General features: G+C 69.6%; 18 protein-coding genes, 1 tRNA gene and 1 pseudogene. 8 read left to right on the forward strand and 12 right to left on the reverse strand.

Annotation, left to right across the window (positions count from 1 at the left end):
* The 4 genes and pseudogenes from ACWDA7_RS15765 to ACWDA7_RS15780 form a co-directional block, all read left to right on the forward strand.
* Positions 1-727: RNA polymerase sigma factor (locus ACWDA7_RS15765; protein WP_450604755.1), on the forward strand; the 727-nt coding region annotated here is incomplete at its 5' end.
* A 108-nt stretch (positions 728-835) separates the two neighbouring features.
* A pseudogene (locus ACWDA7_RS15770) lies at positions 836-993 on the forward strand (ATP-binding cassette domain-containing protein); the annotation flags it as partial.
* Positions 994-1,039: 46 nt separating this feature from the next.
* A complete protein-coding gene (locus ACWDA7_RS15775) occupies positions 1,040-1,249 on the forward strand; it encodes a hypothetical protein (RefSeq protein WP_450604756.1) in 210 nt (69 codons plus the stop codon).
* 868 nt (positions 1,250-2,117) lie between these two features.
* Positions 2,118-3,458 (forward strand): S53 family peptidase, encoded by a 1,341-nt coding sequence (locus ACWDA7_RS15780; protein ID WP_450604757.1) that lies wholly within the window; start codon positions 2,118-2,120, stop codon positions 3,456-3,458.
* Between the two features lie 118 nt (positions 3,459-3,576).
* Here ACWDA7_RS15780 and ACWDA7_RS15785 read toward each other — a convergent pair whose 3' ends face one another.
* Positions 3,577-3,807: a hypothetical protein gene (locus ACWDA7_RS15785; protein WP_450604758.1), complete on the reverse strand. Its 231-nt coding sequence runs from the start codon at positions 3,805-3,807 to the stop codon at positions 3,577-3,579.
* A 1,312-nt stretch (positions 3,808-5,119) separates the two neighbouring features.
* Here ACWDA7_RS15785 and ACWDA7_RS15790 point away from each other — a divergent pair.
* The 3 genes from ACWDA7_RS15790 (at position 5,120) to ACWDA7_RS15800 (ending at position 7,273) form a co-directional block, all read left to right on the forward strand.
* A complete protein-coding gene (locus ACWDA7_RS15790; protein WP_450604759.1) occupies positions 5,120-5,530 on the forward strand; it encodes a hypothetical protein in 411 nt (136 codons plus the stop codon).
* 234 nt (positions 5,531-5,764) lie between these two features.
* The gene (locus ACWDA7_RS15795) at positions 5,765-6,562 is read left to right on the forward strand and encodes a hypothetical protein (protein WP_450604760.1); all 798 of its coding nucleotides are present in this window, start codon (positions 5,765-5,767) and stop codon (positions 6,560-6,562) included.
* A 210-nt stretch (positions 6,563-6,772) separates the two neighbouring features.
* On the forward strand, positions 6,773-7,273 hold the full coding sequence (locus tag ACWDA7_RS15800; RefSeq protein ID WP_450604761.1) for a hypothetical protein: 501 nt from the start codon (positions 6,773-6,775) through the stop codon (positions 7,271-7,273).
* Positions 7,274-7,292: 19 nt separating this feature from the next.
* Here the strand turns inward: ACWDA7_RS15800 and ACWDA7_RS15805 are convergent, their stop codons facing one another.
* A complete protein-coding gene (locus ACWDA7_RS15805; RefSeq protein WP_450604762.1) occupies positions 7,293-8,252 on the reverse strand; it encodes a recombinase family protein in 960 nt (319 codons plus the stop codon).
* A gap of 34 nt (positions 8,253-8,286) precedes the next feature.
* The gene (locus ACWDA7_RS15810; protein ID WP_450604764.1) at positions 8,287-8,568 is read right to left on the reverse strand and encodes a hypothetical protein; all 282 of its coding nucleotides are present in this window, start codon (positions 8,566-8,568) and stop codon (positions 8,287-8,289) included.
* A 96-nt stretch (positions 8,569-8,664) separates the two neighbouring features.
* Here ACWDA7_RS15810 and ACWDA7_RS15815 point away from each other — a divergent pair, with 96 nt between their 5' ends.
* Positions 8,665-10,305, forward strand: coding sequence for a tyrosine-type recombinase/integrase (locus tag ACWDA7_RS15815; RefSeq protein ID WP_450604766.1), 1,641 nt, complete (start codon positions 8,665-8,667; stop codon positions 10,303-10,305).
* Positions 10,306-10,456: 151 nt separating this feature from the next.
* Here ACWDA7_RS15815 and ACWDA7_RS15820 read toward each other — a convergent pair.
* The 9 genes from ACWDA7_RS15820 to ACWDA7_RS15860 form a co-directional block, all read right to left on the reverse strand.
* Positions 10,457-10,533: transfer RNA gene (locus ACWDA7_RS15820), tRNA-Thr, on the reverse strand.
* Between the two features lie 108 nt (positions 10,534-10,641).
* The gene (locus ACWDA7_RS15825) at positions 10,642-12,267 is read right to left on the reverse strand and encodes an alpha/beta hydrolase (protein ID WP_450604767.1); all 1,626 of its coding nucleotides are present in this window, start codon (positions 12,265-12,267) and stop codon (positions 10,642-10,644) included.
* A 91-nt stretch (positions 12,268-12,358) separates the two neighbouring features.
* Positions 12,359-13,561 carry a DNA polymerase III subunit delta' gene (locus tag ACWDA7_RS15830; protein WP_450604768.1) on the reverse strand — a complete coding sequence of 401 codons (1,203 nt, stop codon included), beginning with the start codon at positions 13,559-13,561 and terminating at the stop codon, positions 12,359-12,361.
* Between the two features lie 205 nt (positions 13,562-13,766).
* The gene (gene tmk, locus ACWDA7_RS15835) at positions 13,767-16,997 is read right to left on the reverse strand and encodes a dTMP kinase (RefSeq protein ID WP_450604769.1); all 3,231 of its coding nucleotides are present in this window, start codon (positions 16,995-16,997) and stop codon (positions 13,767-13,769) included.
* A gap of 177 nt (positions 16,998-17,174) precedes the next feature.
* A complete protein-coding gene (topA, locus tag ACWDA7_RS15840; protein ID WP_450604770.1) occupies positions 17,175-19,997 on the reverse strand; it encodes a type I DNA topoisomerase in 2,823 nt (940 codons plus the stop codon).
* A 255-nt stretch (positions 19,998-20,252) separates the two neighbouring features.
* Complete coding sequence (locus ACWDA7_RS15845) at positions 20,253-20,450, reverse strand: hypothetical protein (RefSeq protein ID WP_432930779.1); 198 nt, start codon at positions 20,448-20,450, stop codon at positions 20,253-20,255.
* 464 nt (positions 20,451-20,914) lie between these two features.
* Positions 20,915-22,435, reverse strand: a complete 1,521-nt coding sequence (locus tag ACWDA7_RS15850) for a DUF7059 domain-containing protein (protein WP_450604771.1) — start codon at positions 22,433-22,435, stop codon at positions 20,915-20,917.
* 38 nt (positions 22,436-22,473) lie between these two features.
* On the reverse strand, positions 22,474-23,076 hold the full coding sequence (locus tag ACWDA7_RS15855) for a small secreted protein (protein WP_450604772.1): 603 nt from the start codon (positions 23,074-23,076) through the stop codon (positions 22,474-22,476).
* Positions 23,077-23,293: 217 nt separating this feature from the next.
* Positions 23,294-25,696 (reverse strand): sodium-translocating pyrophosphatase, encoded by a 2,403-nt coding sequence (locus ACWDA7_RS15860; RefSeq protein WP_450604774.1) that lies wholly within the window; start codon positions 25,694-25,696, stop codon positions 23,294-23,296.
* Positions 25,697-26,004: the final 308 nt, after the last annotated feature.

The following is a 26,004-nucleotide window of genomic DNA, read 5'->3' on the forward strand; positions in this document are numbered from 1 at the left end:
GGGGGTGTGCGACCGGGCCGAGGCGAAGTGGCTCGCCGTGCGCAGCGGTGAGCTGCCCGCCCGGCAGGCGGAGGCGCTTCGGCTGAGGTCCGAGGGCCTGGACGTGAGCCAGGTCGCGGTGGGGATGGGGCTCAGCTACCGGACCGTCGAGTCGCTGCTCGCCCGGGCCCGGCGGACGCTGCGTGCCTCTCTGGCCGGGACGCTCGGGCTGGTGCTGTTCCTGGTCGGGCGCGGACGGCTGCGCGGGGGCGGCAATGCCCATGCGGTCGCGGTCACCTCGATGGCGGCGACCCTGGCGGTGGCGGGGTTCGTGCTGCCGTACGCGCTCGACGCGGGCGGAAACGGGAACGGTCCGGCGCCGCGACCGGCCGCGTCCAGCGACGCGCAGGTCCTGCGCGGCGAGGCCGCGGGGCAGGGGCGCGCCCCCGGGACGCCCACCCCCTCGCCCCCGACGCCTGGGGCCTGGGGCCGGACACCCTCACCCACCGGGGGAACGTCCCTACCGCTGCCGGTACCCGTGCCGCCCCTGCCGGGCGTGTCCGCGCCCCCGCTCCCGGAGCTGTCGGCTCCGCAGGTGCCCGAGGTGCCGAAGGTGCCGGGCCTGCGGACGAGGTCGGCCGCCTCGTCGCTCCCGTCGCTTCCCTCGGCCTCGGCCGTACCGGCCGCTCCGCTCTCCGTGCCCGCCCCGAGGCCGCCTTCGCGCACGCCGTCTCCCAAGCTGCCGTAGCGCCACGTACACGCGTCCGCAAAAATTGTTCGTCCGCCGCGACGGACGCCCCTCGCCTCCCCGTAGAGCAGATGTCGGAACTGCTCCACGGGCGAAGAATGGAACCGGATGGGTGTCGAGATCTGTATGGAAGGGCTGACGAAGTCCTTCGGCCACCAGGTCATCTGGCAGGGCGTCTCGCTGACGCTGACCGCCGGGGAGTTCTCGGTGATGCTCGGCCCTCGGGGACGGGCAAGTCGGTGTTCCTCAAGACACTCGTGGGGCTGTTTTCCGCTCCCCTTGCAGAACATTCATACGAAGGGCAGTCTCACCATGCACTCCGCTCCTCAGGTTCAGACCGTTGAGATCTCCGACGCTGAGCTCGACAACGTCTCCGGCGGCCTCAGCCCGCACGCCAGCGTCATCGCCGGACCCATGGCAGTCAGCGACTCTGATGTCCTGGCGCAGATCGACGCAGTCAAGAGCGAGGCCATGGGAGCCGCCAGCCAGTACCACCAGGCCGGTGTCTCCGTCTCCTTCTGATCGGTAGCCTCGCACAGTTGAGCCGTCGGCAGCCGTCGCCGTGGCTCACACTTGAGCACCCTTCCGCGGCCCCGCAAGGGCTTCGGGAGGGGGCTCATGCGTCAGGGGAAGACCCGTAGTGAGCACCGCATTAGCAGTTCATCTTCAGCTACGTGCGGGCTGCCGCGTTGCTACTACAGGGGCTCAAGGCAGGCCCCTTGCTACCGCCAAGGTCCTTGTGTGTACGACTCTGTTGCCGTCATCTTCTGCCGTCAGGATCCGCGAAGCACCGGCACTGGTTTTGTTAAAGCTGAGCGAGAGGGCCGCGCAGGTGGTCCAGCACCGTTGCCAGGTAGAGGACTCTGTAGGGCGATGCCGCCGGGGGCGAGCTTGGCGATGTTGTAGGTGACCGAGCTGTCCCTCAGTGTCGTGTTGGCGCCGAAGTCGTTGGTGATACCGCTGCCCTGGGCGTTCGAGCCGATGGCCCGGTTGGCGAAGACGCGGCTTCTGTTCCCACGGTCGGTCCCGCCACGGGACCCTTATCGACAGGTGCTGTACGCCGCTCATCCAGCTGGCCTATGACCAGATGCCGCCAAGCGCCAGACCGCAGATGGACGGACGTGGCATCTGCTCCGAGTGTGCGGCCGATCTCCATGCGAAGGTCAAATGCCGCAACTGCAGGGGCAAAAGCGGGGGGTTGGGGTTGACATGCTCTTGACGGTGACCTGCGGCGGCTGCATGGTGGCAGCACTTCGAGCCTGACTCGAATTCAACTGCCATGCAGTTCCTCTCACCTGTCCCGGCCCCGGCCGCCCGCCCCCGGCGGCCGGGGCCGGGACAGCGCCCCCACGAGTGCCCCATGAGTGCCCCACAACTTCCAGGAGGCTCGATGGAACAACGTTCCGCACAAAGAGATGGCCGCCCCTCTCCTCACATACGCCGTGCCCAGCGAGCGGCAGCCCTGCTGACCGGGCTCATCACTCTCGCATTCACCGTGCTGGCCGGAGGTGTGGTCGGCGCCGGTGCCGCGCAGGCCGCGGTGCCCGCGCGGGCGGCCTCGTCGCCGGTACTCGACTTCGGTTGCGCCCACCCCGCGCACGCGGGGCAGGCGCGCTGTTTCGGCATGATGCGGGCGCACCGCACCTCGTCCGGCCTGCTGGCGCCGCTGACCACGGGGTCGCCGACGACGGTCGGGTACGTGCCGTCGGACCTGCGTTCCGCATACAACCTCGGCGGGACGTCGGGCGGCGGCCGCACCGTGGCCATCGTCGACGCGTACGACGACCCGTCCGCCGAGGCGGACCTCGGCAAGTACCGCAATGCGTATGGGCTTTCGGCCTGTACGACGGCGAACGGCTGCTTCCGCAAGGTGAACCAGAACGGGCAGGCGTCGCCGCTGCCGTCCGCTGACGCCGGTTGGGCCGAGGAGATCAGCCTCGACCTCGACATGGTCTCGGCGACGTGCCCTGACTGTCACGTCCTGCTCGTCGAGGCCAACTCGGCCAATACCGGCGACCTGATGAAGGCCGAGGACCAGGCCGCCGCGACCTCGGGCGTGGTCTCGATCTCCAACAGCTGGGGCGGCGCCGAGGACTCCACGATCACCTCTGACGACAGCCACTTCAACCACCCGGGGATCGCCGCCACCGCCAGTTCCGGGGACTCCGGCTACGGGGTGTCCTGGCCGGCGTCCTCGCCTTACGTCACCGCCGTCGGCGGTACGTCGCTCAACAAGGCGTCCAACTCGCGCGGTTGGAGCGAGACCGCCTGGGGTTCGACTACCGGTACGAGCGGTGCGGGGTCCGGCTGCTCGGCGTACGAGGCGAAGCCCTCTTGGCAGCACGACACCGGTTGCGCGAAGCGTACGGTCGCGGACGTGTCCGCGGTCGCCGACCCGAACACCGGCGTCGCGGTCTACGACACGTACAACACGTGCGGCACCAGCTCCTACTGCGACCTGCTGATCTCGCTCGGGGCCGTCGCGGGCGCGGACGGCTGGGTGCAGGTGGGCGGCACGAGCGCCTCGTCGCCGATCATCGCGAGCGTGTACGCGTTGGCAGGGAACACCGGTTCCGTGACTGCCGGTTCATACCCGTACAGCCACACCGCGGCGCTGAACGACGTCACGTCGGGCTCGAACGGCGCCTGCGGAAACTACCTGTGTACGGCCGGCCCCGGTTACGACGGACCGACCGGACTCGGCACTCCGAACGGCACCGGCGCCTTCTGACGCCCCGCGTCGTGCATCGGCCCCTGCCCGAACTCTACGGGCAGGGGCCGACCTCTGGGCGTGATAGGCGGTTCTCGGTCAGCGGTTCTCGAATCCGCCGCCGGTACTCGGGGGGCTGCTAGGCCTTGCAGAACTTGGCTATCGCGGCGGCCGCGCCGGCGTTGAAGCCCTTCTCGTAGTTGGGGTCCAGTGCGGTCACGCCCTGCGGCGCCTGTGCCTTGCAGGTCGCCTTGGCGACGTTGAAGCCGTCCGTGAAGCCCTTGGCGAACTGCTGCTGGGCTTGGGACTGTTCGGCCTGCTGGACCGTGCCGCATGACAGCAGCGGCCCGCCCTCCTCCTGCATGGTCACGGGCCCTCCCTGGGAAGAGGCCGAAAGGGTGCCTTGGAGCGCTCCGTCAGCCCCAGCGTGCAGTGTGACCGTGATGGTGCCTTGACGGACTCGCACCGTGGCGCCTGGTGTCAGTTCCTGCCCGATGATGGAGAACGAGGTGGAGCCGGCGACTTGTGTCACGTGGCAGGTGGCCGAAGGCGCGACCGCCTGGGCGGAGCCGGCGGTGAAGGGCACCGAGCCGAGTGCCAGCGAGGACACTGCTAGGGGTGCCAACGCGGCAAGGCGCACACGTCCGTTCACTGTTCTGCCTTTCTTTTGGGGCATACGGAATCGAATGCAGGGCCGAGAGGATCGAACGCACGGGACAGGCGTGAATGAAGATGCGGTTCCACGCCTCGGCGGCGCGGTCTCACCGTCCGGAGCCGGGAGGCCAGGAGTGTCCCCGAGTGGCCTCTCGCGCAGGGCCCCGCATTCGACGAACGGCCACTGCGAGACGGATAGCGACCGTGCGGTTACGCTTAATCATCTCAAGGTCACATCCCTCTGTCGACTCGAGGCGCACCAGGCAGAAGGCCACAGCACATGCCTCGTCCCGTGCCGTTTGAACCGGCACGGTTCGGCCCCCGGACGCCCGGGGCCGACGCCCCGCTCCCGTGACCGAGGGGCTGTGGTCTCGTCCGTGAACCCCTTCCCCGGTATCCGATCGTGGGTCAGGGCAGCGGACGGCCTGGGGCCGTCGACCGACGATCCCACGTGGCGTGACGCGCCTCGGTGCGCCACCTCATTCAAGAAAACCCAGCAGGATAGGGGTGCACCGGCATTGCGGTCAGGAGTGCGCCTAGATGTTGTCGACGACGTTGCTGACACCGGTACCGCCGGTGCGGCTGCATGCCGCGCACGCGACCAGGACGGCCGCAGCCGCGATGACGAGGCTTCGTCTCATGGCTTATCTCCCGAAAGGGGCGCTGACCGCAATTGGACTGTCGGTACGTCGGATCCGGTCGACGGTGAGCGTACGTGGCAAGCCGTAGTGCTGTCTGCCGATCTCGCTCACTTCGGCAACTCCCGTCTCATGCGGGGCGAACCGGGACCTCACGCCGCGCTGTGGTGAGAGGCGCGCCGTCGTGGAGGGGCCATGCCTCCGGGAGGCAACGCGCGTGACCCTATGATGCGAAATACATCTAGGTCGGCGGGGAGACGGTCGTTGCAGGCGTTCACACTCACGTACGTGCCAGAGCCCGGAGATCTGGCGGAAGCATCTGCCATGTCGCCTCGGCTGCGGCGCTCTCGGAATCGGGCAGTGCGCAATGCGGCTTCGAGTCTGCTGGTTATGGTGCTGTTGGGAGTGATTGAGATAAGCGTCCCGGAAAAACCGCCGGCCACCTTCCTGATCATGTTCCTGTGCGCAGGACTGTTCGTGAAGTACGCCCGGACCGTGCTCATCCTCTCTACCGGTTGGGGTATGCGCCGCGCGGCAGACAAGGTGGGGAGCCGATCCGGGAAGGCGCCGCAGGTACATGAGGCGACGGTCGCCGCGGATGGACTGACGGTGCGCATGAACGAGAGAACCTGTTCCTACGCGTGGGAAGCGTTTGGCGGGTTCGCGGAAACCGTGCGCCAGTTCATTCTCCTGGATGCCTCGGGTGAGCCCACTTTTTCCTTGCCCAAGCGGGGCTTCACGGATGAGTCGCTGGTCCCGGCATGCCGCCAGCTGATTGCGGAGCGTTGCCGAGCCGTCTAGCAGGCGCGAGTGGCCGCTCCGGCGAATCCCCGGGGTGCCTGGTGATCAGGGGCTCAGTGTGGCGCGGTGTGGGCTTTCTGCGGAGAAGTGATGTGTGTAAGCAGCACCCTCCACATGGAGGTTGATCTTGCGCCGATCCCCGCCGTTACCTGTGACGCCCAGTGAACGTCATTGCAAATCCAGGTTAGTTGACGAACCGAGGTGTGCGTTGTGCCTTTGAGACAACGTTCTTCCATGGCAGACAACTTGGGCTCTTCAGAAGCTGAAGGCCACTACGACGTACGGAGAGGGGCGGCCGCCTACGCCCCGATCGTGGGGGCGTTCGGAGCCCTTGCTGTTCCCACTGTCACGGTTCTGTTCACCAGTGCTCACCAGGGCAATAGGGCCTTCGTCACGCTGGCAACGGGGCTGCTCGTCATTGCCATCATCGCAAGCCTCACCGGTTCGATTGCCTTGGCAGGGATCGGTGCTGAACAGGACGAGACGGCCAATCTCCCGCCAGCAGTCATGTACACGGCTGTGCCGGTCGTCGTGTCCATAGTCTCCGTTCTCGCCGCCTTCGAAGTCCTCTCGGCGATCTACCTGCCGACTGCACGGACTCTGTTCTCGCTCATCACCGGAGCGGGAGGGGCGGCCAGCGCCTACTTCACAGCCTTTACGGTAGGCGACAGCCACCGTACAGGTCCCCGCGATCCACAAATACGCCCATCTTGGCTGGACAAACAATGGATCAAAGACCAGAAAGACGCCTACGCGAAAGGTCAACGGCTTGCCGTCATCGGGGTGCTCCCGATCTTGATCGCAATGGTTGTACGAGGCCTTGGCGGCCACTTCATGCCGACCACTGCAAGCGTGAACACGCTCGTAGGCGCTGGCCTCCTGCTCGCTATGGCGGGAGTCATCCTTGGCGTTCAGCGCACAGCCCACGCCTTGAGGGATGAAGATCAAAAAGGCATCAGAGACTACGAGGCTTACGGCACGACTGTGGCCGTGAGTCTTTACACCGTTGCTTTGATCGTTTTCTTGCCGTGAGCTGATCAAGGAGTGTAGCTGCTGCGGGAGTCGACTGCTGTCAAGCGTTGCCGTCACCTGGTCGGCCGACAGCTGATCAACGAGTACATCGCCCGCGAACACGCTGGCGTCCGCAAGGAGATCATCTCCGCGCAGCCCGGCAACCGCTCCCGCGAGGACCTGGCGTTCTCCTACGAACGTGACCGCAGCGTCCTCCAACAGGGCCTGCCCATGCGGACGCTGTACCACAGCTCGGTAAGACGCGTCCCCACGGTCGGCGACTGGGCCAAGGCCATGGCAGCCCACGGCGGGGAAATCCGCACGATCAACGGCCGCTTCCCCCGCAGCATCGTCTTCGACCGCCGCGTGGCCTTCGTCCCCGCACAGAGCGGCGGCGGCGAGCCCTCCCCGGACGAGTGCGTGATGATCACGGATCCGTACGGCGTGGGCCGGATCGTCGACGTCTTCGACATGTTCTGGGAGCGCGCCCAGCCGTGGCACGGCGGAACCCGCGGTGAAGACAAGGGCCTTCTCACCACCGACACCCAGCGGGCGATCCTGCGCGAACTGTGCCTGGGCCGCACGCAGGCGCAGGCAGCGAAGAACCTCGGTATCGGCGCGGCCTGGATCAACGAGCAGCTGGGACAGCTCCGCAAGAAGCTCGGCGCGCAGACCCTGAATGAGGTCATCTACTGGTGGGCGACGTCCCCCGACCACGAAGAGCAGGACTGACCCGCTAGGGGCACCCCGGCTACGAGGCGACCGGGGTGCGCCAGGTCAACGTGACCCGGTCGTCCACATCCCGCACCCCGCGCGCCCGCGCCGGATGCACCTTGATCTCGCACACCAGCAGCATCACCAGGGCCCGCCTGGAGGCGAACGGCGCGTGTTCCCACCAGCGGGCCAGGTCCTCGACCCCGCCCAGCGGCACGTCCACGGCCTGCTCCAGGAACCGCAGCCGCGCCCGAGCCTTCTTCAGGCGTTCGCCGACCTGCCGGTCAGCGGCGACGAACGCGGCCCGCGACAGCTCGCCTCGCGCATACGGGTCGGCAAGCTCGGTCCGCGACTTCTCCAGGTTGGCGATCTGGGCGCGGATTGCATCGGCGTCACGGGCCATGCTCGCGCGCGCGACTTCCAGGGCGGCGACGGCGCCCGGGCGCAGCAGCTCGCCCAGAACAAGCTCGGCGACGTATTCCTCGAGCAGCGCCGCATTGATGCGGATCTTCCCGCACCCGCCGCGGCCCTCGAAGCTGGTCTGGCAGCGGTAGGACGGAGTGCCCGCGCCGGTGCGTGCGCCCGCCATGCGCTGCCCGCACTGCCCGCACACGGCAAGGCCGCCCGCCAGCAGGTACTCGTGATCGGGTGAACGGTCCTGATCGCTTCGGACGCTGCCCGGCCGGCCGGGGCGCTGCTGCAGCCACCGGAACTCCTCCGGTGTGATCAGCGCCTCCCGGCCTGTCTCGACCAGCTCATGGGTATTGGGGTCCCGCTCCAGTCCGGCGATCGCCGGGTTGTCCAGCAGACGACCGAGCGTCATGGACGTCCACTCGCCGCCCATCGTGCCCCGATAGCCCTCGGCGTTCATCCACGCGGCGACCTCAGCCTGTGACTGCCCGGCCTGGATACGGCCAACGGCCTCACGTACAACTTGCCGCTCATCGGCGCGGACCCGCGTCAGTGCCTGGTTGTCGAAGCCGTACAAGCGCGGCATGCCACCGTTCCCACTTCACTCGTGGCCCGCAGCGTTATCGTCGCAGCGAGCCGACCCCCAGTGCCTCCCACAGGGCTGCCGTGGGGATGCGTACCGTGCCCCCCATGGTCAGCGTCCTCACAGGAAACCGGCCAGACTTGATCAGGCTGTACGCCTTGTTGTGCCCGATCCCCAGTGCGCGCGCCGCAGTCACGACGTTGACCGTCGCGGGCAATGCCAGGACCTCTTCGAAGGTCATCCCGCGCTGGTCGGCGGCCGGGGTGATCGTCGTCGCCATCTTCGTTGTCGCGTTCTCCCCCACGCCAACATGTGCCACACCATACACGGCGCCCTGGTAAGGGCCAGTATTCGTGAGCAATATGAGGTAAGAATGTGCGCCGACGGTGATAACCCGGCGTAGGGGTGGGGGACGGTGTTCGAGGAGAAGACGTACAAACGGTGTGGCTGCTCAGGCCCGCTGTTCGACAAGAGCGGTGCCCCCCAGATCGACGACAGCGGCGCGCAGAAGGTCGGCCGGCTGGGCGCGAACTGCCCGCGGCTCAAGGACCGCAACCACGGCTCGTGGTCCTTCCAGATCGAACTGGAGCCTGACGGCAGCGGGGAACGCAAGCGCGTCCGGCTGGGCGGTTTCCTCACCCAAGCCGAGGCCGCAGCCAAGGCCGAGGAAGTGTGGAGGGCGTCCAAGGCCGGCGTGAACGTCCTGTCGGACGAGACCGTCGCACAGTTCCTGACGCGCTGGATCAAGAAGAAGAAGACCGAACTCAAGCGCACCACCGCCCACGAGTACGAGCGCGACATGGAGCTGTACCTCGTCCCGCACCTCGGCGCGCTCAAGATCCGCAACCTGCGTGCCCGCCACTGCCAGGCCATCTTCGACTGGATCCTCAGCGACAACGAGCGCCGCGTGGAGCACCGTGCCAGGGTCGCCGAGCTGGAGAAGGCCGCCGACGCGGCGTCCACCGCATGGCGTGAGGCACCGACCGGGAACCCGGAGGAGAAGAAGGAGCGGGCTCGCCGGCGGGGAGTGTGGACGGCAGCGCGTGACGAGTACCTGGCCGAGCGGAAGAAGCTGCAGCGCACCACCGGCCCGGCCACCATGCTCAGCATCAAGGCCACCCTGTCCTCCGCGCTCTCCGACGCGCTGAAGGAGGAGCTGATCGCCAAGAACTACGCGCAGCTCGTGACCCTCCCCAAGGTGACCAAGCCGCGCGCGCTCGCCTGGACCCCGCCACGCGTGGCCCGCTGGAAGCGGACCGGCGAGAAGCCGAGCCCGGTCATGGTGTGGACGCTGCAGCAGACCGCCGAGTTCCTGGACTTCGTCGTCGATGACCGGCACTTCCCCGCCTGGCACCTGGTCCTCTTCCACGGCCTGCGCCGCGGCGAGCTGGTCGCGCTGTCCTGGGACGAGGTGAACCTGGACGAGGAGGTCATCCACATCACCGAGCAGCTGGTGTCCATCTCCTACGAGGTACACGAGGACGACCCGAAGGCCGACAGCGTCCGCGACATCAAGCTGAACCGGGACTCGGTCATGCTGCTGCGGGCCTGGCGCGAGAAGCAGGCCGCCGAGCTCGAGCAGTGGGAGTCTGCCGGCGTACCCGCGCCCGCCGGGGCCGCCAACCGGGTATTCACCAAGGAAGACGGCTCGGAGTACCACCCGCAGTTCTTCACCGACCGCTGGGACCGGCTGGGGGAACTGTCCGGGCTGCCGCCGATCCGGCTCCACGACGGCCGCCACGAGGCGGCAAGCCTGGCGCTGGCCGCCGGCGTCGCCCCGAAGGCTGTGCAGGCGATGCTCGGTCACGCCTCCCTGCGGATGACGAGCGACACCTACCAGACGGTCCTGCCCGAGATGCACGCCGCAACCGCCTCGGCGTCCCTGGACCTCGTCACCGCCTACCGGAAGGCGGAGGAGGCGGCGAAGGAGACGCTCGGGCACTCCTCGGTGGGGACGACGACCGACACCTACGTGACGACGCTGCCCCAGCAGGCAGCGAAGCAGGACGTGAGGAAGGCGCTGAAGGCGAAGAAGGCGCGCAGGCGGGTGGCCTGACCGGGCGTGTGGCCCCTCTCGTCCGAGGGCGGGCCACACCACGGCCACACGATGTGTATTTCCAGCCCCTCACAGGCCGTGGTGTAGACCACGAACTGATCAAGGAATCGCGAAAGTCCAAGGTCAGAAGTAGTGACCTGGGCCTTGTTGGTGGAGCCGCTTTCGGGATTCGAACCCGAGACCTACGCATTACGAGTGCGTTGCTCTGGCCATCTGAGCTAAAGCGGCACGCTGCCCGCACTATGGTGCGATCAGCAACGTCGGTAAGTCTACACAGTTTCCCGGGGTGCTCCGACCAGGCCCCCGGAGGCGTCGGCTCCGGGGGCGCCAGGGCGGCTACGAGCAGCGCTTCCCCTTCGCCGGGGGCGTGCCCTGGAGCAGATAGGTGTCGACCGCCCCCTCGATGCACTTGCTGCCCCGGCCGTAGGCGGTGTGGCCGTCGCCGTCGAAGGTGAGCAGCCTGCCGGAGGCGAGCTGGGCGGCGAGGGACTGTGCCCAGCGGTACGGAGTCGCCGGGTCCCGGGTCGTGCCCACCACCACGATCGGCGGCGCTCCCTTCGCTTGGATCCGGTGCGCCTGACCCGTCGCCCTGACCGGCCAGTAGGCGCAGTTCAGTGCCGACCAGGCGAGCCCCTTTCCGAACACCGGTGACGCCTTCTGGAACTCCGGGAGCGCCTTCTCCACATCCTCGGGACTCGAGAACGCCGAAGGCAGATCCAGGCAGTTCACGGCCGCGTTCGCGAACATCAGGTTGGAGTACCTGCCGTTCGCGTCCCGCTCGTAGTAGGTGTCCGACAGGACGAGCAGTCCCGCGCCGTCGTTGCTCTTCATGGCCGAGGTCAGCGCCTCCCGCAGCTGCGGCCAGGTCGCCTGGTCGTACATCGCGGCGATCACCCCGCTGGTGGCCAAGGCCTCGCCGAGCTTGCGTCCGTCCGCGTCGCCGGCCGGGATGGGGGACGCGTCCAGCTTCGTGAAGAAGGCCTTGAGGTTCTCGCCGACCTGCGCCGGTGTCGTGCCCGGGCCGCCCAGCGGGCAGTCGGCGTGCTTGACGCAGTCCTTCGCGAAGGACTGGAATGCCGTGTCGAAGCCCGCGGTCTGGTCCTCGTTCAGTTGGCGGGCGGACAGGGAGGGGTCCATCGCCCCGTCCAGCACCATCCGGCCCACGCGCTCCGGGAACAGTCCCGCGTACGTCGCCCCGAGGAACGTCCCGTACGAGGCCCCCACGAAGTTCAGCTTCCGGTCGCCCAGCACCGCGCGCAGGACGTCCATGTCCCGGGCGGCCTCCACCGTGGAGACATGGCGGAGCAGGTCCCCCGACCGCTGCCCGCAGCCCTCGGCGAACTGCCGGTACGCGTCGACCAGCTGGTTCGTCTCCCGCTGGTCGTCGGGAGTCATGTCGGTCTGTGTGAACGCGTCCATCGCGCGGCCGCCCAGGCATTCCACCGGATCGCTGCGCCCCACGCCGCGCGGGTCGACGGCGACCATGTCGTAACGGGCGCGGACCTCCGCCGGGTAGCTGACGGCCGCGTACTGCTGCAGATAGCCGATGGCCGACCCGCCCGGGCCACCCGGGTTCACCAGCAGCGAGCCGAGGGACTGGCCCTGACTGCCCGTGGCCCTCTTGCGGGAGACGGCCAGGCTGACGTCGCCGGAGAGCGGCTTGTCGTAGTCGAGCGGCACCTTCATCGTGGCGCACTCGAAGCCGGAGGCTCCGCAGGAGCGCCAGTTCAGCCTCTGTGCGTAGTAGGGAGACAGCGCCGACGGTGTGGACCGGGGCAGCGCGGGCAGCGCCACATCCACCGTCGCGGATGTCGAACTCCCGGCTGAGCAGGCCGACATGAACAGCGCGGCGGCGGCCAGCAGCATGCCGCCCGCCCGCGTCACCTGATGCGGTCGGGCGGAAGGGAGAGAGCGGGTCGGGCGGGGACGGCGAGATGGTCCAGGAATGCGCCTGATGTGCATCTGGTGAGCGTAACCCTGCGCAATGGATTGATCACGATAGGTGGCTAAGGCACTTCGTACGAGTGACGAAGTCAATCCCTCGCAAGCGGTATCAGCCCGCACGCAGGGCCATGGTCATCGCTTCGACCGCCAGCAGGGGGGCCACATTGCGGTCCAGGGCGTCCCGGCACGCGGCGATCGCCTCGATACGGCGGAGTGTGGACTCGGGCGTGCCGCCGCGGGCCAGGCGCTCCAGCACCTCCGTGTCCGTGGTGGCCAGGGCGAGGCGGGAGCCGAGCTGGAGGGCGAGGACGTCGCGGTAGAAGCCCGTGAGGTCGGAGAGCGCCTGGTCCAGGCTGTCCCGCTGGGTACGCGTCCTCCTGCGCTTCTGCCGCTCCTCCAGCTCCTTCATCACGCCCGCGGTGCCGCGCGGCATCCGGCCGCCCTGCACCGCGCCGAGCGCCGCCTTCAGCTCCTCGGTCTCCTTGGCGTCGACCTCCTCCGCGAGCTGCTTGGAGTCCTCCGTGGCCGCGTCGACCAGCTCCTGGGCCGCCCTGAGGCAGTCACCGATGTCGTCCGTCCTGAGCGGAAGCTTCAGTACGGCGGCGCGGCGGGCCCGGGCGCCCTCGTCCGTGGCCAGCCTGCGCGCGCGCTCGACGTGCCCCTGCGTGGCGCGGGCGGCGGCGAAGGCGATGTCCGGCTCGATGCCGTCGCGCCGGACGAGCATGTCCGCCACCGCGTCGGCCGAGGGCGTGCGCAGGCTCAGGTGGCGGCAGCGGGAGCGGATCGTCGGCAGGACGTCCTCCAGGGACGGGGCGCACAGCAGCCAGACCGTACGGGGAGCGGGCTCCTCCACGGCCTTCAGGACCGCGTTGGCCGATCTCTCGTTCAGCCGCTCGGCGTCCTCGACGAGGATCACCTGCCAGCGGCCGTTCGCCGGCGCGGTGAACGACTTGCGGACCGTGTCGCGCATGTCGGCGACGAGGATCTGGGTGCCCACGGCGGCGACCGTGGACACGTCCGCGTGCGTACCGACCAGAGCGGTGTGGCAGCCGTCGCAGAAGCCGCAGCCCGGGGCGCCGCCGAGCGCGCGGTCGGGGCTCACGCACTGCAACGCGGCCGCGAAGGCCCGAGCCACCTGCGTATGCCCCGCACCGGGCGGTCCCGTGAACAGCCACGCGTGCGTCATCTTGGACGCCTCGGGCGGCGGGGCTCCGTCGGCGGCAGCGGTGACCAGGGCGTCGGCGTCACGGGCAGCCGCGCCGAGCTGCTCGCTCACCTTCTCCTGGCCCACCAGGTCGTCCCACACGGTCATGGGACACCGCCCTTCCGTCGCACTCCGCCCAACGCGATCCATTGTGCGGGTGACCACTGACAACGAACGAGGCACCCGCACCGCCCCGGGCCTCTCCGCCACGCGAGGCACCCCTTGTGCCCGCGAGGCACCCCAGGGTGCGACCGGCTCAGCGCCGCACCGCGCCACGTGCCCGGCTCAGCGCGCGACCCGTGTCGCGCCGGGCTCAGCGGCGCCGACCGCGCCGCGGGCCGTCGTCGTCCCGCTCCTCGTCGTCCCGGGGACCGAGCAGCTCGTCCGCCAGGCTCGGGAGGTCGTCCAGCGGGGTCTCCTCCGCCCACTCCGGGCGAGACCGGCTCTGGGGGCGGCCCTCGGCGTCCAGCTGTGGCAGCTCGCGCGTGCGCTCCTCTGCTCCGTCGGGACGCGCCGCGGGGCGCTCGTCGCGGAAGAAGCCCGGCGGCACCCGGTCCTCAGGAGCACCGGCACCGCCGTCCCGTACCGCAGGCAGCACGGCCGTCTCGTCGGCGGCGCCCGGCACCACCGGCGGGAGCACCGCCGTCTCGTCGGCCGCGCCCTTCGGCTCGGGCGGCTTCGGCAGCTTCGCCGTGGTCTCCGCCTCGGTCTCCCGCCCGCGAACCTGAGGCAGGACGGCGGTCTCGTCCACCGGACCGCCCGACGCGTTCGTCGGCGTCACGAACGGGGTGGGGACGGTGATCTCGTTGTCCGGCGAGGAGTCCTTCGGGGCAGCGCCCCCCGCGTCACCGGCAGCGGACGCGGAAGCACCGCTCGCCGCACCGGAACCGGACACCGTGGCGCCGGGGCCCGCCGTATCCGAGGCCGCCACGGCGGCCGACGCCGCCGCCTCGGCCGCTGCCCGGCGCGCCTCCTCGGCCCGCAGCAGCGCCTCCTCGGCCTTCCGCTGCTTCTCTATCCGGCGCGCCTCGGCCTCGGCTCGCAGCCGGGCCTCCTCCTCGGCCTGCTTGCGGCGCCGTTCCTCCTCGGCCTTCCTGCGCGCCTCCTCGGCCGCCCGCGCCTGCTCCTCCGCGAGCAGCCGCGCCTGCTCCTCCTCGGCACGCCGACGGGCTTCCTCGGCCCTCTGCCGGGCCTCCTCCGCCTGGCGCTCGGCCTCGCGGCGCTGGGCCTCCTCGAGCTCGCGCCGTTCGCGCTCCTCCTCCTCGGCCCGCAGCCTGGCGAGCTGCTCCTGGCGCTCTCGCTCCAGCCGCTCCTCCTCGGCCTTGCGCGCGGCCTCATCCTCGGCCTTGCGCCGGGCCTCCTCCTCGGCCTTCCTGCGTGCCTCCTCCTGGGCCTTCACCTCGGCCTCGGAGAGCGGAAGCATCTGGTCGAGCCGGTGCCGGATCACGGTCGTGACCGCCTCGGGCTCCTGTGCGGCGTCGACGACGAGATAGCGCCCGGGATCGGCGGCGGCCAGCGTGAGGAAGCCGGACCGCACGCGCGCGTGGAACTCGGCCGGCTCCGACTCCAGCCGGTCCGGTGCTTCGGTGAACCGCTCGCGCGCCGTCTCCGGTGCCACGTCGAGCAGGACCGTCAGATGCGGCACAAGGCCATTGGTCGCCCACCGGTTGATGCGGGCGATCTCCGTCGGGGACAGGTCGCGCCCGGCTCCCTGGTAGGCGACGGAGGAGTCGATGTAGCGGTCAGAGATCACGACCGCGCCCCGCTCCAGGGCCGGCCGTACGACCGTGTCCACGTGCTCCGCGCGATCCGCCGCGTACAGCAGCGCCTCCGCGCGGTGCGACAGCCCGGCGCTCGAGACGTCCAGCAGGATCGACCGCAGCCTCTTGCCGACCGGCGTCGCACCCGGCTCGCGGGTCAGCACGACCTCGTGCCCCTTGGCGCGGATCCACTCGGCGAGCGCCTCCGCTTGGGTGGACTTCCCGGCGCCGTCGCCGCCCTCCAGGACGATGAAGAATCCGTGCGCCGCGGGCACTTCCACGGGTTCGTCGCCGCCGCGCAGCGCATCGCGCAGGTCGTGCCGCAGCGGCACGCCGGAGCGGTCGTCGGCCTTCGCGAGGACGAGCGCCGCCACGGGCAGCAGCAACGCGCCGACCAGCATCAGCGTGAAAGCGGCGCCCCCGTGGGCGAACACGAACTTGCCGTTGTCCAGCCGGTGCGGCCCGATGCCTCCGGCGACCACCGGGGCCACCAGCGCACCCACGGCGATGAAGACCCGGACGACCGCGTGCAGATGCTCGGTCGTGCGCACCCGCCGGTGGTCCTCGGCCTCCTGGTCGAGCAGCGTGTGCCCGGTGTTGGCCGCGACACCGGCACCGATGCCCGCGAGAGCCAGGACGAGCAGCACGGTGGTGACGTCCGGGACGAGCCCGGCGGCGAGCAGCGCGACGCCGGTGAAGGCGATCGCCAGTGCGAGCAGCCGGCGCCGGGACAGCGACGGCAGCATCCGGGGCGCCGTACGGATGCCGACGCCGGTGCCGCCGGTCACCGCGAGGACCAGCAGGCCGTAGAGCACCGGGCCGCCGCCCAGGTCCTTGGCCTGCAGCACGGCGACGGCGACGGAGGCCGAGACCGCCCCCGCGACGGCCGCGCAGGCCGGCACCAGCAGCGGGATCGCGCCTGTACGGCCCTTGTCGACGCCCGTACCCGTCCTGGGACGGCGCAGCCCCTCCAGCGGGGACCGCGCCCGGGGGGTGCGGGTGGCGGGCAGTTCGAGCGAGGTGATCACCGACAGCGAGGCGGCGAACAGCCCGGCGGCCACGTACGAGGCCAGGGCCACCTGGTGCTGGTCGAACCAGGCGACGCCCGTTCCCAGCAGGTTGTTCAGCAGCGACACGACGGCGAGCCCGGCGGCGGCCAGCGGGACCGCCATGAATCCGGTACGCAACGTCAGGCGCCGCAGCGCGTCCATGTGGTCCGGCAGCGGCCGCACCGTCGCGCCCTCCAGGGGCGGCGCGGGCAGCAGGGCGGGGGCCGCGCTCTCGCGGCACACCGCCCACAGACGCTCCGCCACACCGGTCACGAACGCGGTGACGAGCAGGAGCGCGAGCGCGGTGTCCGGCGTCCACTCGATCCACAGGGGGGCGACGATCAGCAGGGCGGCCCGCAGCCCGTCCGCGCCGATCATGCTCCAGCGACGGTCGAGCGGCCCTTCCTTGGAGGTCAGCGCGTTGAGCGGACCCAGCAGGACGGCTCCGAACAGCAGGACCGCGAGGATCCGCGCGCCGAAGACAGTCGCGATCGCGAACGCCACGCCGCGGTAACCGCCGCCGAAGGAACCCTGGGCGATGGCCGCCTGGAGGGCGAGCGCGACCAGGACGAGCAGGGCGAGGGAGTCTCCGATGCCCCCCACGAGTTGGGCGCTCCACAACCGCTTCAGCTGCGGCCGGCGCAGCAGGGCGCGGACGGCGCGCTCTCGGGAATCTGCGACCAGGGCGTCGTCGGGGGCCGGATTCTGGGCCGTTGGCTGCTCGGCTCGCGTCATGCGTTCAGCCTATCGGCAGCCGCCGACAGCCCGGGGCTGCCGTCCGAACGTGCGCACGCCCCGACACCAAAATGATGCCGGGGCGCGCGTTTCACGAACGGGTTGTGAAGAATCCGCGTCGGTTGTTCGGCCCGCGCGCCCGGCTCTCCCACCCGGTCCCGCGGCCGACCCGTGCCCTCAGTCCTCGGCGCTGTCCTTCGACGCCGCCGTCTTCGCGGCAGCGGTCTTCTTCGCCGTCGTCTTCTTGGCGGCCGTCTTCTTGGCAGCGGTCTTCTTTGCCGCCGTCGCCGCCGTCTTCTTGGCCGGTGCCTTCTTGGCCGGAGCCTTCTTCGCCGTCTTCTTGGCGGGACCCTTGGCGCGCTTCTCCGCAAGCAGTTCGAAGCCCCGCTCCGGGGTGATCGTCTCGACGCTGTCGGCGGAGCGGAGGGTCGCGTTGGTCTCGCCGTCGGTGACGTACGGCCCGAAGCGGCCGTCCTTGACGACGACCGGCTTGCCGCTGACCGGGTCATCGCCCAGCTCCTTCAGCGGCGGCTTGGCGGCCGCCCGGCCACGCTGCTTGGGCTGGGCGTAGATCGCGTGCGCCTCCTCCAGCGTGATCGTGAAGAGCTGGTCCTCGGACTGCAGGGAACGCGAGTCCGTGCCCTTCTTCAGGTACGGCCCGTAGCGCCCGTTCTGCGCCGTGATCTCGACGCCTTCCGCGTCGGTGCCGACGACCCGGGGCAGCGACATCAGCTTCAGCGCGTCCTCGAGGGTCACCGTGTCCAGGGACATCGACGCGAACAGCGAGGCCGTACGCGGCTTGATCGCGTTCTTGCCCGTCTTCGGGGTGCCCTCGGGGAGGATCTCCGTGACGTACGGGCCGTAGCGGCCGGCCTTGGCGACGATCGGCCGTCCCGTGTCCGGGTCGGTGCCCAGCGGGCGCTCGCCGCTGGGCTTGGCGAGCAGTTCCTCGGCCAGCTCGACGGTCAGCTCGTCCGGCGCCAGGTCGGTCGGGATATCGGCCCGCTGGTGCTCCTCGGTGTCCTTCTCGCCGCGTTCGATGTACGGCCCGTAGCGGCCGACCCGCAGCACGATGTCGTTGCCGACGGGGAACGACGACACCTCGCGCGCGTCGATCGCGCCCAGGTCGGTCACCAGTTCCTTGAGGCCGCCGAGGTGGTCGCCGTCGCCGTTCCCGGCGTCCGCGGCGACTCCCTCGACCGTGCCCTCACCGAAGTAGAACCGCTTCAGCCACGGCACGGCCTGCGCCTCGCCGCGCGCGATGCGGTCGAGGTCGTCCTCCATCTTGGCGGTGAAGTCGTAGTCGACGAGCCGCCCGAAGTGCTTCTCCAGGAGGTTGACCACGGCGAAGGACAGGAAGGACGGCACGAGGGCCGTGCCCTTCTTGAACACATAGCCGCGGTCCAGGATCGTGCCGATGATCGACGCGTACGTCGACGGGCGGCCGATCTCGCGCTCTTCCAGCTCCTTGACCAGCGAGGCCTCGGTGTAACGGGCCGGGGGCTTGGTCGAGTGGCCGTCGGCGGTGATCTCCTCGGCGGTCAGCGCGTCGCCCTCGGTGACCTGCGGCAGCCGGCGCTCGCGGTCGTCCAGCTCGGCGTTCGGGTCGTCGGCGCCCTCGACGTACGCCTTCAGGAAGCCGTGGAAGGTGATCGTCTTGCCGGACGCCGTGAACTCGGCGTCCCGCCCGTCGGCGGCGATGCCGCCGATCCTGACGGTGACCGAGTTGCCGATCGCGTCCTTCATCTGGGAGGCGACGGTCCGCTTCCAGATCAGCTCGTAGAGCTTGAACTGGTCACCGGTCAGTCCCGTCTCCGCCGGGGTGCGGAAACGATCACCCGAGGGCCGGATCGCCTCGTGCGCCTCCTGCGCGTTCTTGACCTTGGCCGCGTAGGTGCGCGGCTGCTCGGGCAGGTAGTCGGCACCGTACAGCTGCGTGACCTGCGCGCGGGCGGCGGTGATCGCCGTGTCCGACAGGGTCGTGGAGTCCGTACGCATATACGTGATGAAGCCGTTCTCGTACAACTTCTGCGCGATCTGCATGGTCGCCTTCGCGCCGTAGCCGAGCTTGCGGCTGGCCTCCTGCTGCAGCGTCGTCGTACGGAACGGCGCGTACGGCGAGCGGCGGTAGGGCTTCGACTCGACCGACCGGACCGAGAACCGCGTGTCCTGGAGGGCGGCGGCGAGCGCACGGGCGTTCGCCTCGTCGAGGTGGAGGGTGTTCGCGCCCTTCAGCCGGCCCAGTGAGTCGAAGTCACGGCCCTGCGCCACGCGCTTGCCGTCGACCGTCGCCAGCCGTGCCAACAGCGTCGACGGGTCGGACGAATCGCCCGCGCGGCCGGTCCCGAAGACACCCGTCAGGTCCCAGTACTCGGCGGAGCGGAACGCGATGCGCTCGCGCTCCCGCTCCACGACGAGCCGGGTCGCCACGGACTGCACGCGGCCCGCCGACAGGCGCGGCATGACCTTCTTCCACAGGACCGGCGAGACCTCGTAGCCGTAGAGGCGGTCGAGGATGCGGCGGGTCTCCTGGGCGTCGACGAGCTTCTGGTTCAGCTCGCGCGGATTGCGCACGGCCTGCTGAATCGCGTCCTTGGTGATCTCGTGGAACACCATCCGCTTGACCGGGACCTTGGGCTTGAGCACCTCCTGGAGGTGCCAGGCGATGGCCTCGCCCTCGCGGTCCTCATCGGTGGCGAGGAAGAGCTCGTCGGAATCCCGCAGCAGGTCCTTGAGCTTCTTGACCTGCGCCCGCTTGTCGGCGTTGACGACATAGATCGGCTGGAAGTCGTGTTCGACGTCCACACCGAGGCGGCGCACCTCACCCGTGTACTTCTCCGGCACCTCGGCGGCGCCGCTCGGAAGATCGCGAATGTGCCCGACGCTCGCCTCGACGATGTAGCCGGGGCCGAGGTAGCCCTTGATCGTCTTCGCCTTGGCAGGCGACTCGACGATGACGAGTCGGCGGCCGCCCTGTGCGGTCTCGCTGGTCGGGGACAACTTCGCTCTTCTCTCCGGTCGACTGCAGCCTCCCCAGGCCTTCGTCCCGGGGTCGGGTCATGGTGACGCTGCGGAGTGTGACGGTACAGCCCGCCCCCGTGTCAAACGGGAAAAGCCCGCAACGGCCACTCGAACGGTAACCCGACTACCGGCATTCCTGCCGCCCGGAGTGGCCGGCAGCCCCATCGGCTCTATCCGGAGGGTAATCCGCCGGTTACCGGGGCCCCCGTCGTGCTGCGAACGGGAATCGCGATGTCACAGCAGCGTGAAGCACCATGCACCGAGGGCGAGCGCGGCCATCGCGGCGAGGCTTGTGAGGGCGGCGGATGCGACGCGGTTCACACCCTCGGCGACGGGCTCGCGACGTCGCAGCCGGGCCGCGGTCCAGGTCAGCAGCCCGATACCGAACACGCTGAACACTGTCCCCGCGTAGGCCGCCGGTCCGCTCTCCATGTCCTGTTCCTTCCGATTCCTTCCGATCCTGGCCACCCGCGACAGGTGGCTGACCCGCGCCGGCAGCACCCTGGCGACCTCGGAGAGATCGGGCTGCGCGAGTCCGTCCGTCGCCGCCCTGGACATCCGGGACGGGGTTCGGGTCGCGCCGGAGGGTGATGCCGGGAGTCCCTGACGCGCGACCGACCGTATACGCCGGGGCGGGGGCGCGGGGCGGGTTCGCGCTCCCGACTCGGCTCGAACTGGTCGCTGCGGGGCCGGTTCCGGCGCCCTCTGGAGGATCCGGGTGTCCGGTGACACCCGCTTCCCGCCGCAGGAGCCCTCGCTCCCGTGGATCCCGCACTCCGCACGATCATCTGACCCACCCACAGATTCGCGTACGAAGTCCAGCTCGGGACGCAGCCGGGCGGCGGACGAAACCGCCGGGGCCCCGGGGTGCGCCCCCGCGCTCCCTTGCACGCCGGTTACCGCGCGGGCTCCAGGAACCCCTGTTCGACCAGCAGCCGGATCTGAGCAGGCGTCCGGTCGCGCAGCAAGACGGGGTCCTCGCCGACCAGTTGGGCGATGGCGTCGAGGATGCGCCCCGCGCTCAGCGTGCCGTCGCAGACGCCGGCGAAGCCTGCACCGACCGTGTCCACCTTGGTGGCCCGGCGCATTCCGCGGTTCTGGCGCAGCACGACGTGCTCGGGGTCCTCGGCACCGGGCAGCCCGACCTGCTCCTGGACGACCTCGGCGGCGAGCTTGAAGTGCCCGGCGAGCAAGGCCGCGTCGTCGTGCGTCCGCAGGTAGTCGATGCGGTCGAAGTGCGCGCGCACCGTGTCGCCGAGCGGTTGCTCGACGGGGTGCGGCCACTCCTCGACGGTGATCGAGGGCTCGACGGTGTCCGTCCGGTGCAGTGCGATCCAGCCAAAGCCGACCGCCCGCACCTTGCGCGCCTCGAACTCGTCCAGCCACGCGTCGTACCGCGCCTGGTACTGAGCCGTGTCGTCGCGGTGGTCGCCCGCGTCCCGCAACCACAACTCGGTGTACTGCGTGATGTCCTGGACCTCCCGCTGCACGATCCAGGCGTCGCATCCGCGCGGCACCCACGAGCGCAGCCGGTCCTGCCAGTCCTCCCCCTCCACGTGCTGCCAGTTGGCGAGGAACTGCGCGAACCCGCCCTCGTTCAGCCGCTCCCCCGCCTGCTGAACGAGCGTCCGGCACAGATCGTCCCCGCCCATCCCGCCGTCCCGGTAGGTGAGGCGGGCGCCGGGCGAGATCACGAAGGGCGGGTTCGACACGATCAGGTCGAACGTCTCGTCGTCCCGGACCGGCTCGAAGAGGGAACCCTGGCGCAGGTCCGCGGCCGGGACAGCGGACAGGGCCAGGGTGAGCCCCGCGATGTGCAGGGCGCGTGGATTGACGTCGGTCGCGGTCACGCGGGTGGCGTGCCGGGCGGCGTGCAGCGCCTGGATCCCGGAGCCGGTACCGAGGTCGAGGGCGGAACCGATGGGGGTCCGCACGGTGATTCCGGCGAGGGTGGTGGAGGCGCCGCCGACCCCGAGGACGACATCCTCGTCCCGGCTGCCGATGCCGCCGGCTCCGCCCACCGCGCACCCCAGGTCGGAGACGATGAACCAGTCCTCGCCCCCAGGCCCGCCGAACGGCCGGACGTCGACCGTCGCGGCCACCTCGTCGCCGGCGGTGCGGACCAGCCAGCCGGCGTCCAGGCATGCGTCGACAGGCAGCACGTCCGCCACGCGCGCGTACGGCACGGGCTGTTGCAGCAGGAAGAGCCGTACGAGCGTTTCCAGCGGCGTGTCACCGCGTGTCGCCCGGAGCGCAGGCACTGTTTCGCTCCGGGCGAGCGCCGCGTACGCGGGCGCACCGAGCAGGTCGAGCAGCCCGTCCGCGGTGAACGAGGCCGCGAGCAGGGCATCCCGCAGCCACGCGATCACGTCGGTGCGGTCGTTGGAGGGCAGGGTGGCCGGACTGGAGTTACTCACGCCCCCATTGTGGCGCGGGCGCCCCCGCGACGCGCCGTTCAGCCGGCCGTCGCCGAAGCCGAGGCAGAGGTGGACTTGCAGCTCGCCTGCTGCGCCATGGCCTTGCCGACGTCGCCGGCCTCCAGCTCCTTGAGCGCGTCGTTGCCGCTCTGGCTGAGCTTGTCGAGCCGGGTCGCGATGTTCTTCAGGCCCTCGGCGAACTTCCCCTGATCCTTCGTGTCGAGCCCGTCCACCTGCTTCTTCAGGTCGGCGTAGGCGGTGGAGATGTCGTTGAGCTCCTTGACCGCGTTCTTCTGCTTCGCCGCGCCGTTGTCGACCTCGGGCGCGCCCGAGGCCTGGACGGCGGCGCCGATCGCCTTGTAGGCGTCGGACATGTCCTGGAAAGCCTGCGAGTCGGTCTTCTGGACCTGATCCGGCGTGCTGTTGTCCGAGGTCTCCTTCTGGATCGCGGTGCTGGCGGACGCGATCTTCTTGGCCTGCGGCTGCACCGCGTCGCACACCTGCTTGGCCCAGGTGCTCAGCTTGTCGTCGACTGCGCCGCTGCTGCTGCTGCTGGAGCATCCCGACAGCGCCAGTACCAGTACCGCACCGCCGGACAGCGCGGCCGCGAGCTTCTTGTTCACCGGATTGGTCCCTTCCATGGCTCTCTCGGCCCCGGAACATACACGCCAACCGGGTGACAGCCGCACGCTGAATATTACTTATGTCAGCCATTGCGACCATAAGCACCATGCGAGAGAAGGCTCACGAAGAGGCACGGGACACGGACGGGGCGGGCGTACGGCTCCCGAAGACGCCGTACGCCCGCCCCTTGATCCTTGTCCGACCAGCCGGAAGCCCGGAGGCCGGAGGAACCGGCTAGGAAACCACCGCCGTATCCGCCGAATTGGACACCCGCTCGGCGTTGTCTTCGTCACCCACGGCGATCCCGCGTCGCTTGGAGACATACACCGCGAGCACGATCACGACGATCGCGAGCACGGCGATCAGGATCCGCACGCCGAGACTCTTGTCGCTGCCGTACGAGAACCTGACGATCGCGGGCGCGATGAGCAGCGACACCAGGTTCATCACCTTCAGCAGCGGGTTGATCGCGGGCCCCGCGGTGTCCTTGAAGGGATCGCCGACCGTGTCGCCGATCACCGTCGCCGCGTGCGCCTCGCTGCCCTTGCCGCCGTGATGGCCGTCCTCGACGAGCTTCTTGGCGTTGTCCCAGGCACCGCCGGAGTTGGCGAGGAAGACCGCCATCAGCGTGCCCGTGCCGATCGCGCCCGCCAGGTACGCGCCGAGCGCGCCGACACCGAAGGTGAACCCGAGTGCGATGGGCGCCAGGACAGCGAGCAGACCGGGGGTGGCCAGCTCCCTGAGGGCGTCCTTGGTGCAGATGTCGACGACCCTGCCGTACTCCGGCGTCTCCGTGTAGGTCATGATCCCGGGCTTCTCCCGGAACTGCCGGCGCACCTCGAAGACCACCGCGCCCGCCGACCTGGACACCGCGTTGATCGCCAGCCCCGAGAAGAGGAAGACGACCGCCGCGCCCACGATGAGGCCGACCAGGTTGTTGGGCTGGGAGATGTCCATGACGAGGCTCAGCGGACCGCCGTCGCCGACCTGCACGCCCACGTCCTGCGCGGCCGTGGTGATGGCGTCGCGATACGAACCGAAGAGCGCCGACGCCGCGAGTACCGCGGTGGCGATGGCGATGCCCTTGGTGATCGCCTTGGTGGTGTTGCCCACCGCGTCCAGGTCGGTGAGGACCTGAGCGCCCGCGCCCTGGACGTCACCGGACATCTCGGCGATGCCCTGTGCGTTGTCCGAGACCGGCCCGAACGTGTCCATGGCGACGATCACCCCGACCGTGGTGAGCAGACCCGTGCCGGCCAGCGCCACCGCGAACAGTGCGAGCATGATCGACGTGCCACCGAGCAGGAACGCGCCGTACACCGCGAGTCCGATGAGCAGCGCCGTGTACACGGCAGACTCGAGACCCACGGAGATACCGGCGAGCACCACGGTGGCGGGGCCGGTCAGCGACGTCTTGCCGATGTCCCGCACCGGCCGCCGGGTGGTCTCGGTGAAGTAGCCCGTCAGCTGCTGGATCAGGGCAGCAAGCACGATGCCGATGGCCACCGCGACAAGCGCGAGGATCCGCGGATCCCCGTCCTTGAGCCGGATCGCCGAGTCGGTGACGCCCTTGAGGTCGGCGTACGAGGACGGCAGATAGCTGTAGACCGCCGCCGCGACCAGTGCCAGCGAGATCACCGCGGAGATGAAGAAGCCCCGGTTGATCGCGGACATGCCGCTGCGGTCGGAGCGGCGCGGAGCCACCGCGAAGATGCCGATCATCGCGGTCAGGACCCCGATCGCGGGCACGATCAGCGGGAACGCCAGCCCCGAGTCGCCGAACGCCGCCTTGCCGAGGATCAGCGCGGCGACGAGCGTCACGGCGTACGACTCGAAGAGGTCGGCCGCCATGCCCGCGCAGTCGCCGACGTTGTCGCCCACATTGTCGGCGATGGTCGCGGCATTGCGCGGGTCGTCCTCCGGAATGCCCTGCTCGACCTTGCCGACCAGGTCGGCGCCGACGTCGGCGGCCTTGGTGAAGATGCCGCCACCGACACGCATGAACATGGCGATCAGTGCCGCGCCGAGTCCGAAGCCCTCCAGGACCTTCGGTGCGTTCGCCGCGTACACCAGCACCACGCAGGAGGCGCCCAGCAGACCGAGCCCCACCGTGAACATGCCGACGACGCCACCCGTGCGGAACGCGATCTTCATCGCCTTGTGCGAGACAGCGGTGAGATCCTTTTCCGGCTCACCCTTCGCCGGTGTGGCCTCACGCGCCGCCGCGGCGACCCGCACATTGCTCCGTACGGCAAGCCACATGCCGATATAACCGGTGGCCGCGGAGAACGCCGCACCGATCAGGAAGAACACCGACCGTCCGGCGCGCTGACTCCAGTCGTCCGCAGGCAGCAGCATGAGCAGGAAGAACACGACCACGGCGAATACGCCGAGCGTGCGCAGCTGCCGGGCCAGATAGGCGTTGGCGCCTTCCTGGACCGCCGCCGCGATCTTCTTCATGCCTTCGGTGCCCTCGCCCGCCGCGAGCACCTGGCGCACCAGGATCCCGGCGACCACCAGGGCCGCGAGGGCCACGGCCCCGATGACCACGATGATCAGGCGGTTGCTGTCGGTCAGGACAGCAGCTGCGAGGGTTGTGGGGTGATCAAACTGTTGAGGGGTAGAAAGCCCCGCCATTCGTCCTCCTTGACGCTTGGGCTGAGCTCAAGAGATGTGGACGGATTGTAGGTACCGGAACCTGATCAAAACAGTGCTCGGCAAACGGAATTGGTCTTCACGTGCTCTTCAGCTAAAGATCGCAGGGCAGTTACTGAACCCGAAAGTGGTAATGCCCCAAAACCATTGACTGGGTTGGCCCTTGATCCAATTATCGCACGATTGATCGTGAAGCAATTCACGACCGCGGTGCGACTGTACAAAAAGAAGAGCCCTGCACAGGCAGGGCTCTTATCGTACGAGAGGTACGAGGCAGGGAAGCGTCTCTG

This window comes from Streptomyces sp. NPDC001156 (assembly GCF_053598275.1).

What these genes read in the sequence shown, in the direction of transcription:
- ACWDA7_RS15775 (WP_450604756.1), top strand. Translation starts at nt 1,040, where the DNA reads ATGCACTCCGCTCCTCAGGTTCAGACCGTTGAGATCTCCGACGCTGAG.
- ACWDA7_RS15780 (WP_450604757.1), top strand. Translation starts at nt 2,118, where the DNA reads ATGGAACAACGTTCCGCACAAAGAGATGGCCGCCCCTCTCCTCACATA.
- ACWDA7_RS15790 (WP_450604759.1), top strand. Translation starts at nt 5,120, where the DNA reads ATGGTGCTGTTGGGAGTGATTGAGATAAGCGTCCCGGAAAAACCGCCG.
- ACWDA7_RS15795 (WP_450604760.1), top strand. Translation starts at nt 5,765, where the DNA reads ATGGCAGACAACTTGGGCTCTTCAGAAGCTGAAGGCCACTACGACGTA.
- ACWDA7_RS15800 (WP_450604761.1), top strand. Translation starts at nt 6,773, where the DNA reads ATGCGGACGCTGTACCACAGCTCGGTAAGACGCGTCCCCACGGTCGGC.
- ACWDA7_RS15805 (WP_450604762.1), bottom strand. Translation starts at nt 8,252, where the DNA reads ATGCCGCGCTTGTACGGCTTCGACAACCAGGCACTGACGCGGGTCCGC.
- ACWDA7_RS15825 (WP_450604767.1), bottom strand. Translation starts at nt 12,267, where the DNA reads ATGCACATCAGGCGCATTCCTGGACCATCTCGCCGTCCCCGCCCGACC.
- ACWDA7_RS15830 (WP_450604768.1), bottom strand. Translation starts at nt 13,561, where the DNA reads ATGACCGTGTGGGACGACCTGGTGGGCCAGGAGAAGGTGAGCGAGCAG.
- tmk (WP_450604769.1), bottom strand. Translation starts at nt 16,997, where the DNA reads ATGACGCGAGCCGAGCAGCCAACGGCCCAGAATCCGGCCCCCGACGAC.
- ACWDA7_RS15845 (WP_432930779.1), bottom strand. Translation starts at nt 20,450, where the DNA reads ATGGAGAGCGGACCGGCGGCCTACGCGGGGACAGTGTTCAGCGTGTTC.
- ACWDA7_RS15855 (WP_450604772.1), bottom strand. Translation starts at nt 23,076, where the DNA reads ATGGAAGGGACCAATCCGGTGAACAAGAAGCTCGCGGCCGCGCTGTCC.
- ACWDA7_RS15860 (WP_450604774.1), bottom strand. Translation starts at nt 25,696, where the DNA reads ATGGCGGGGCTTTCTACCCCTCAACAGTTTGATCACCCCACAACCCTC.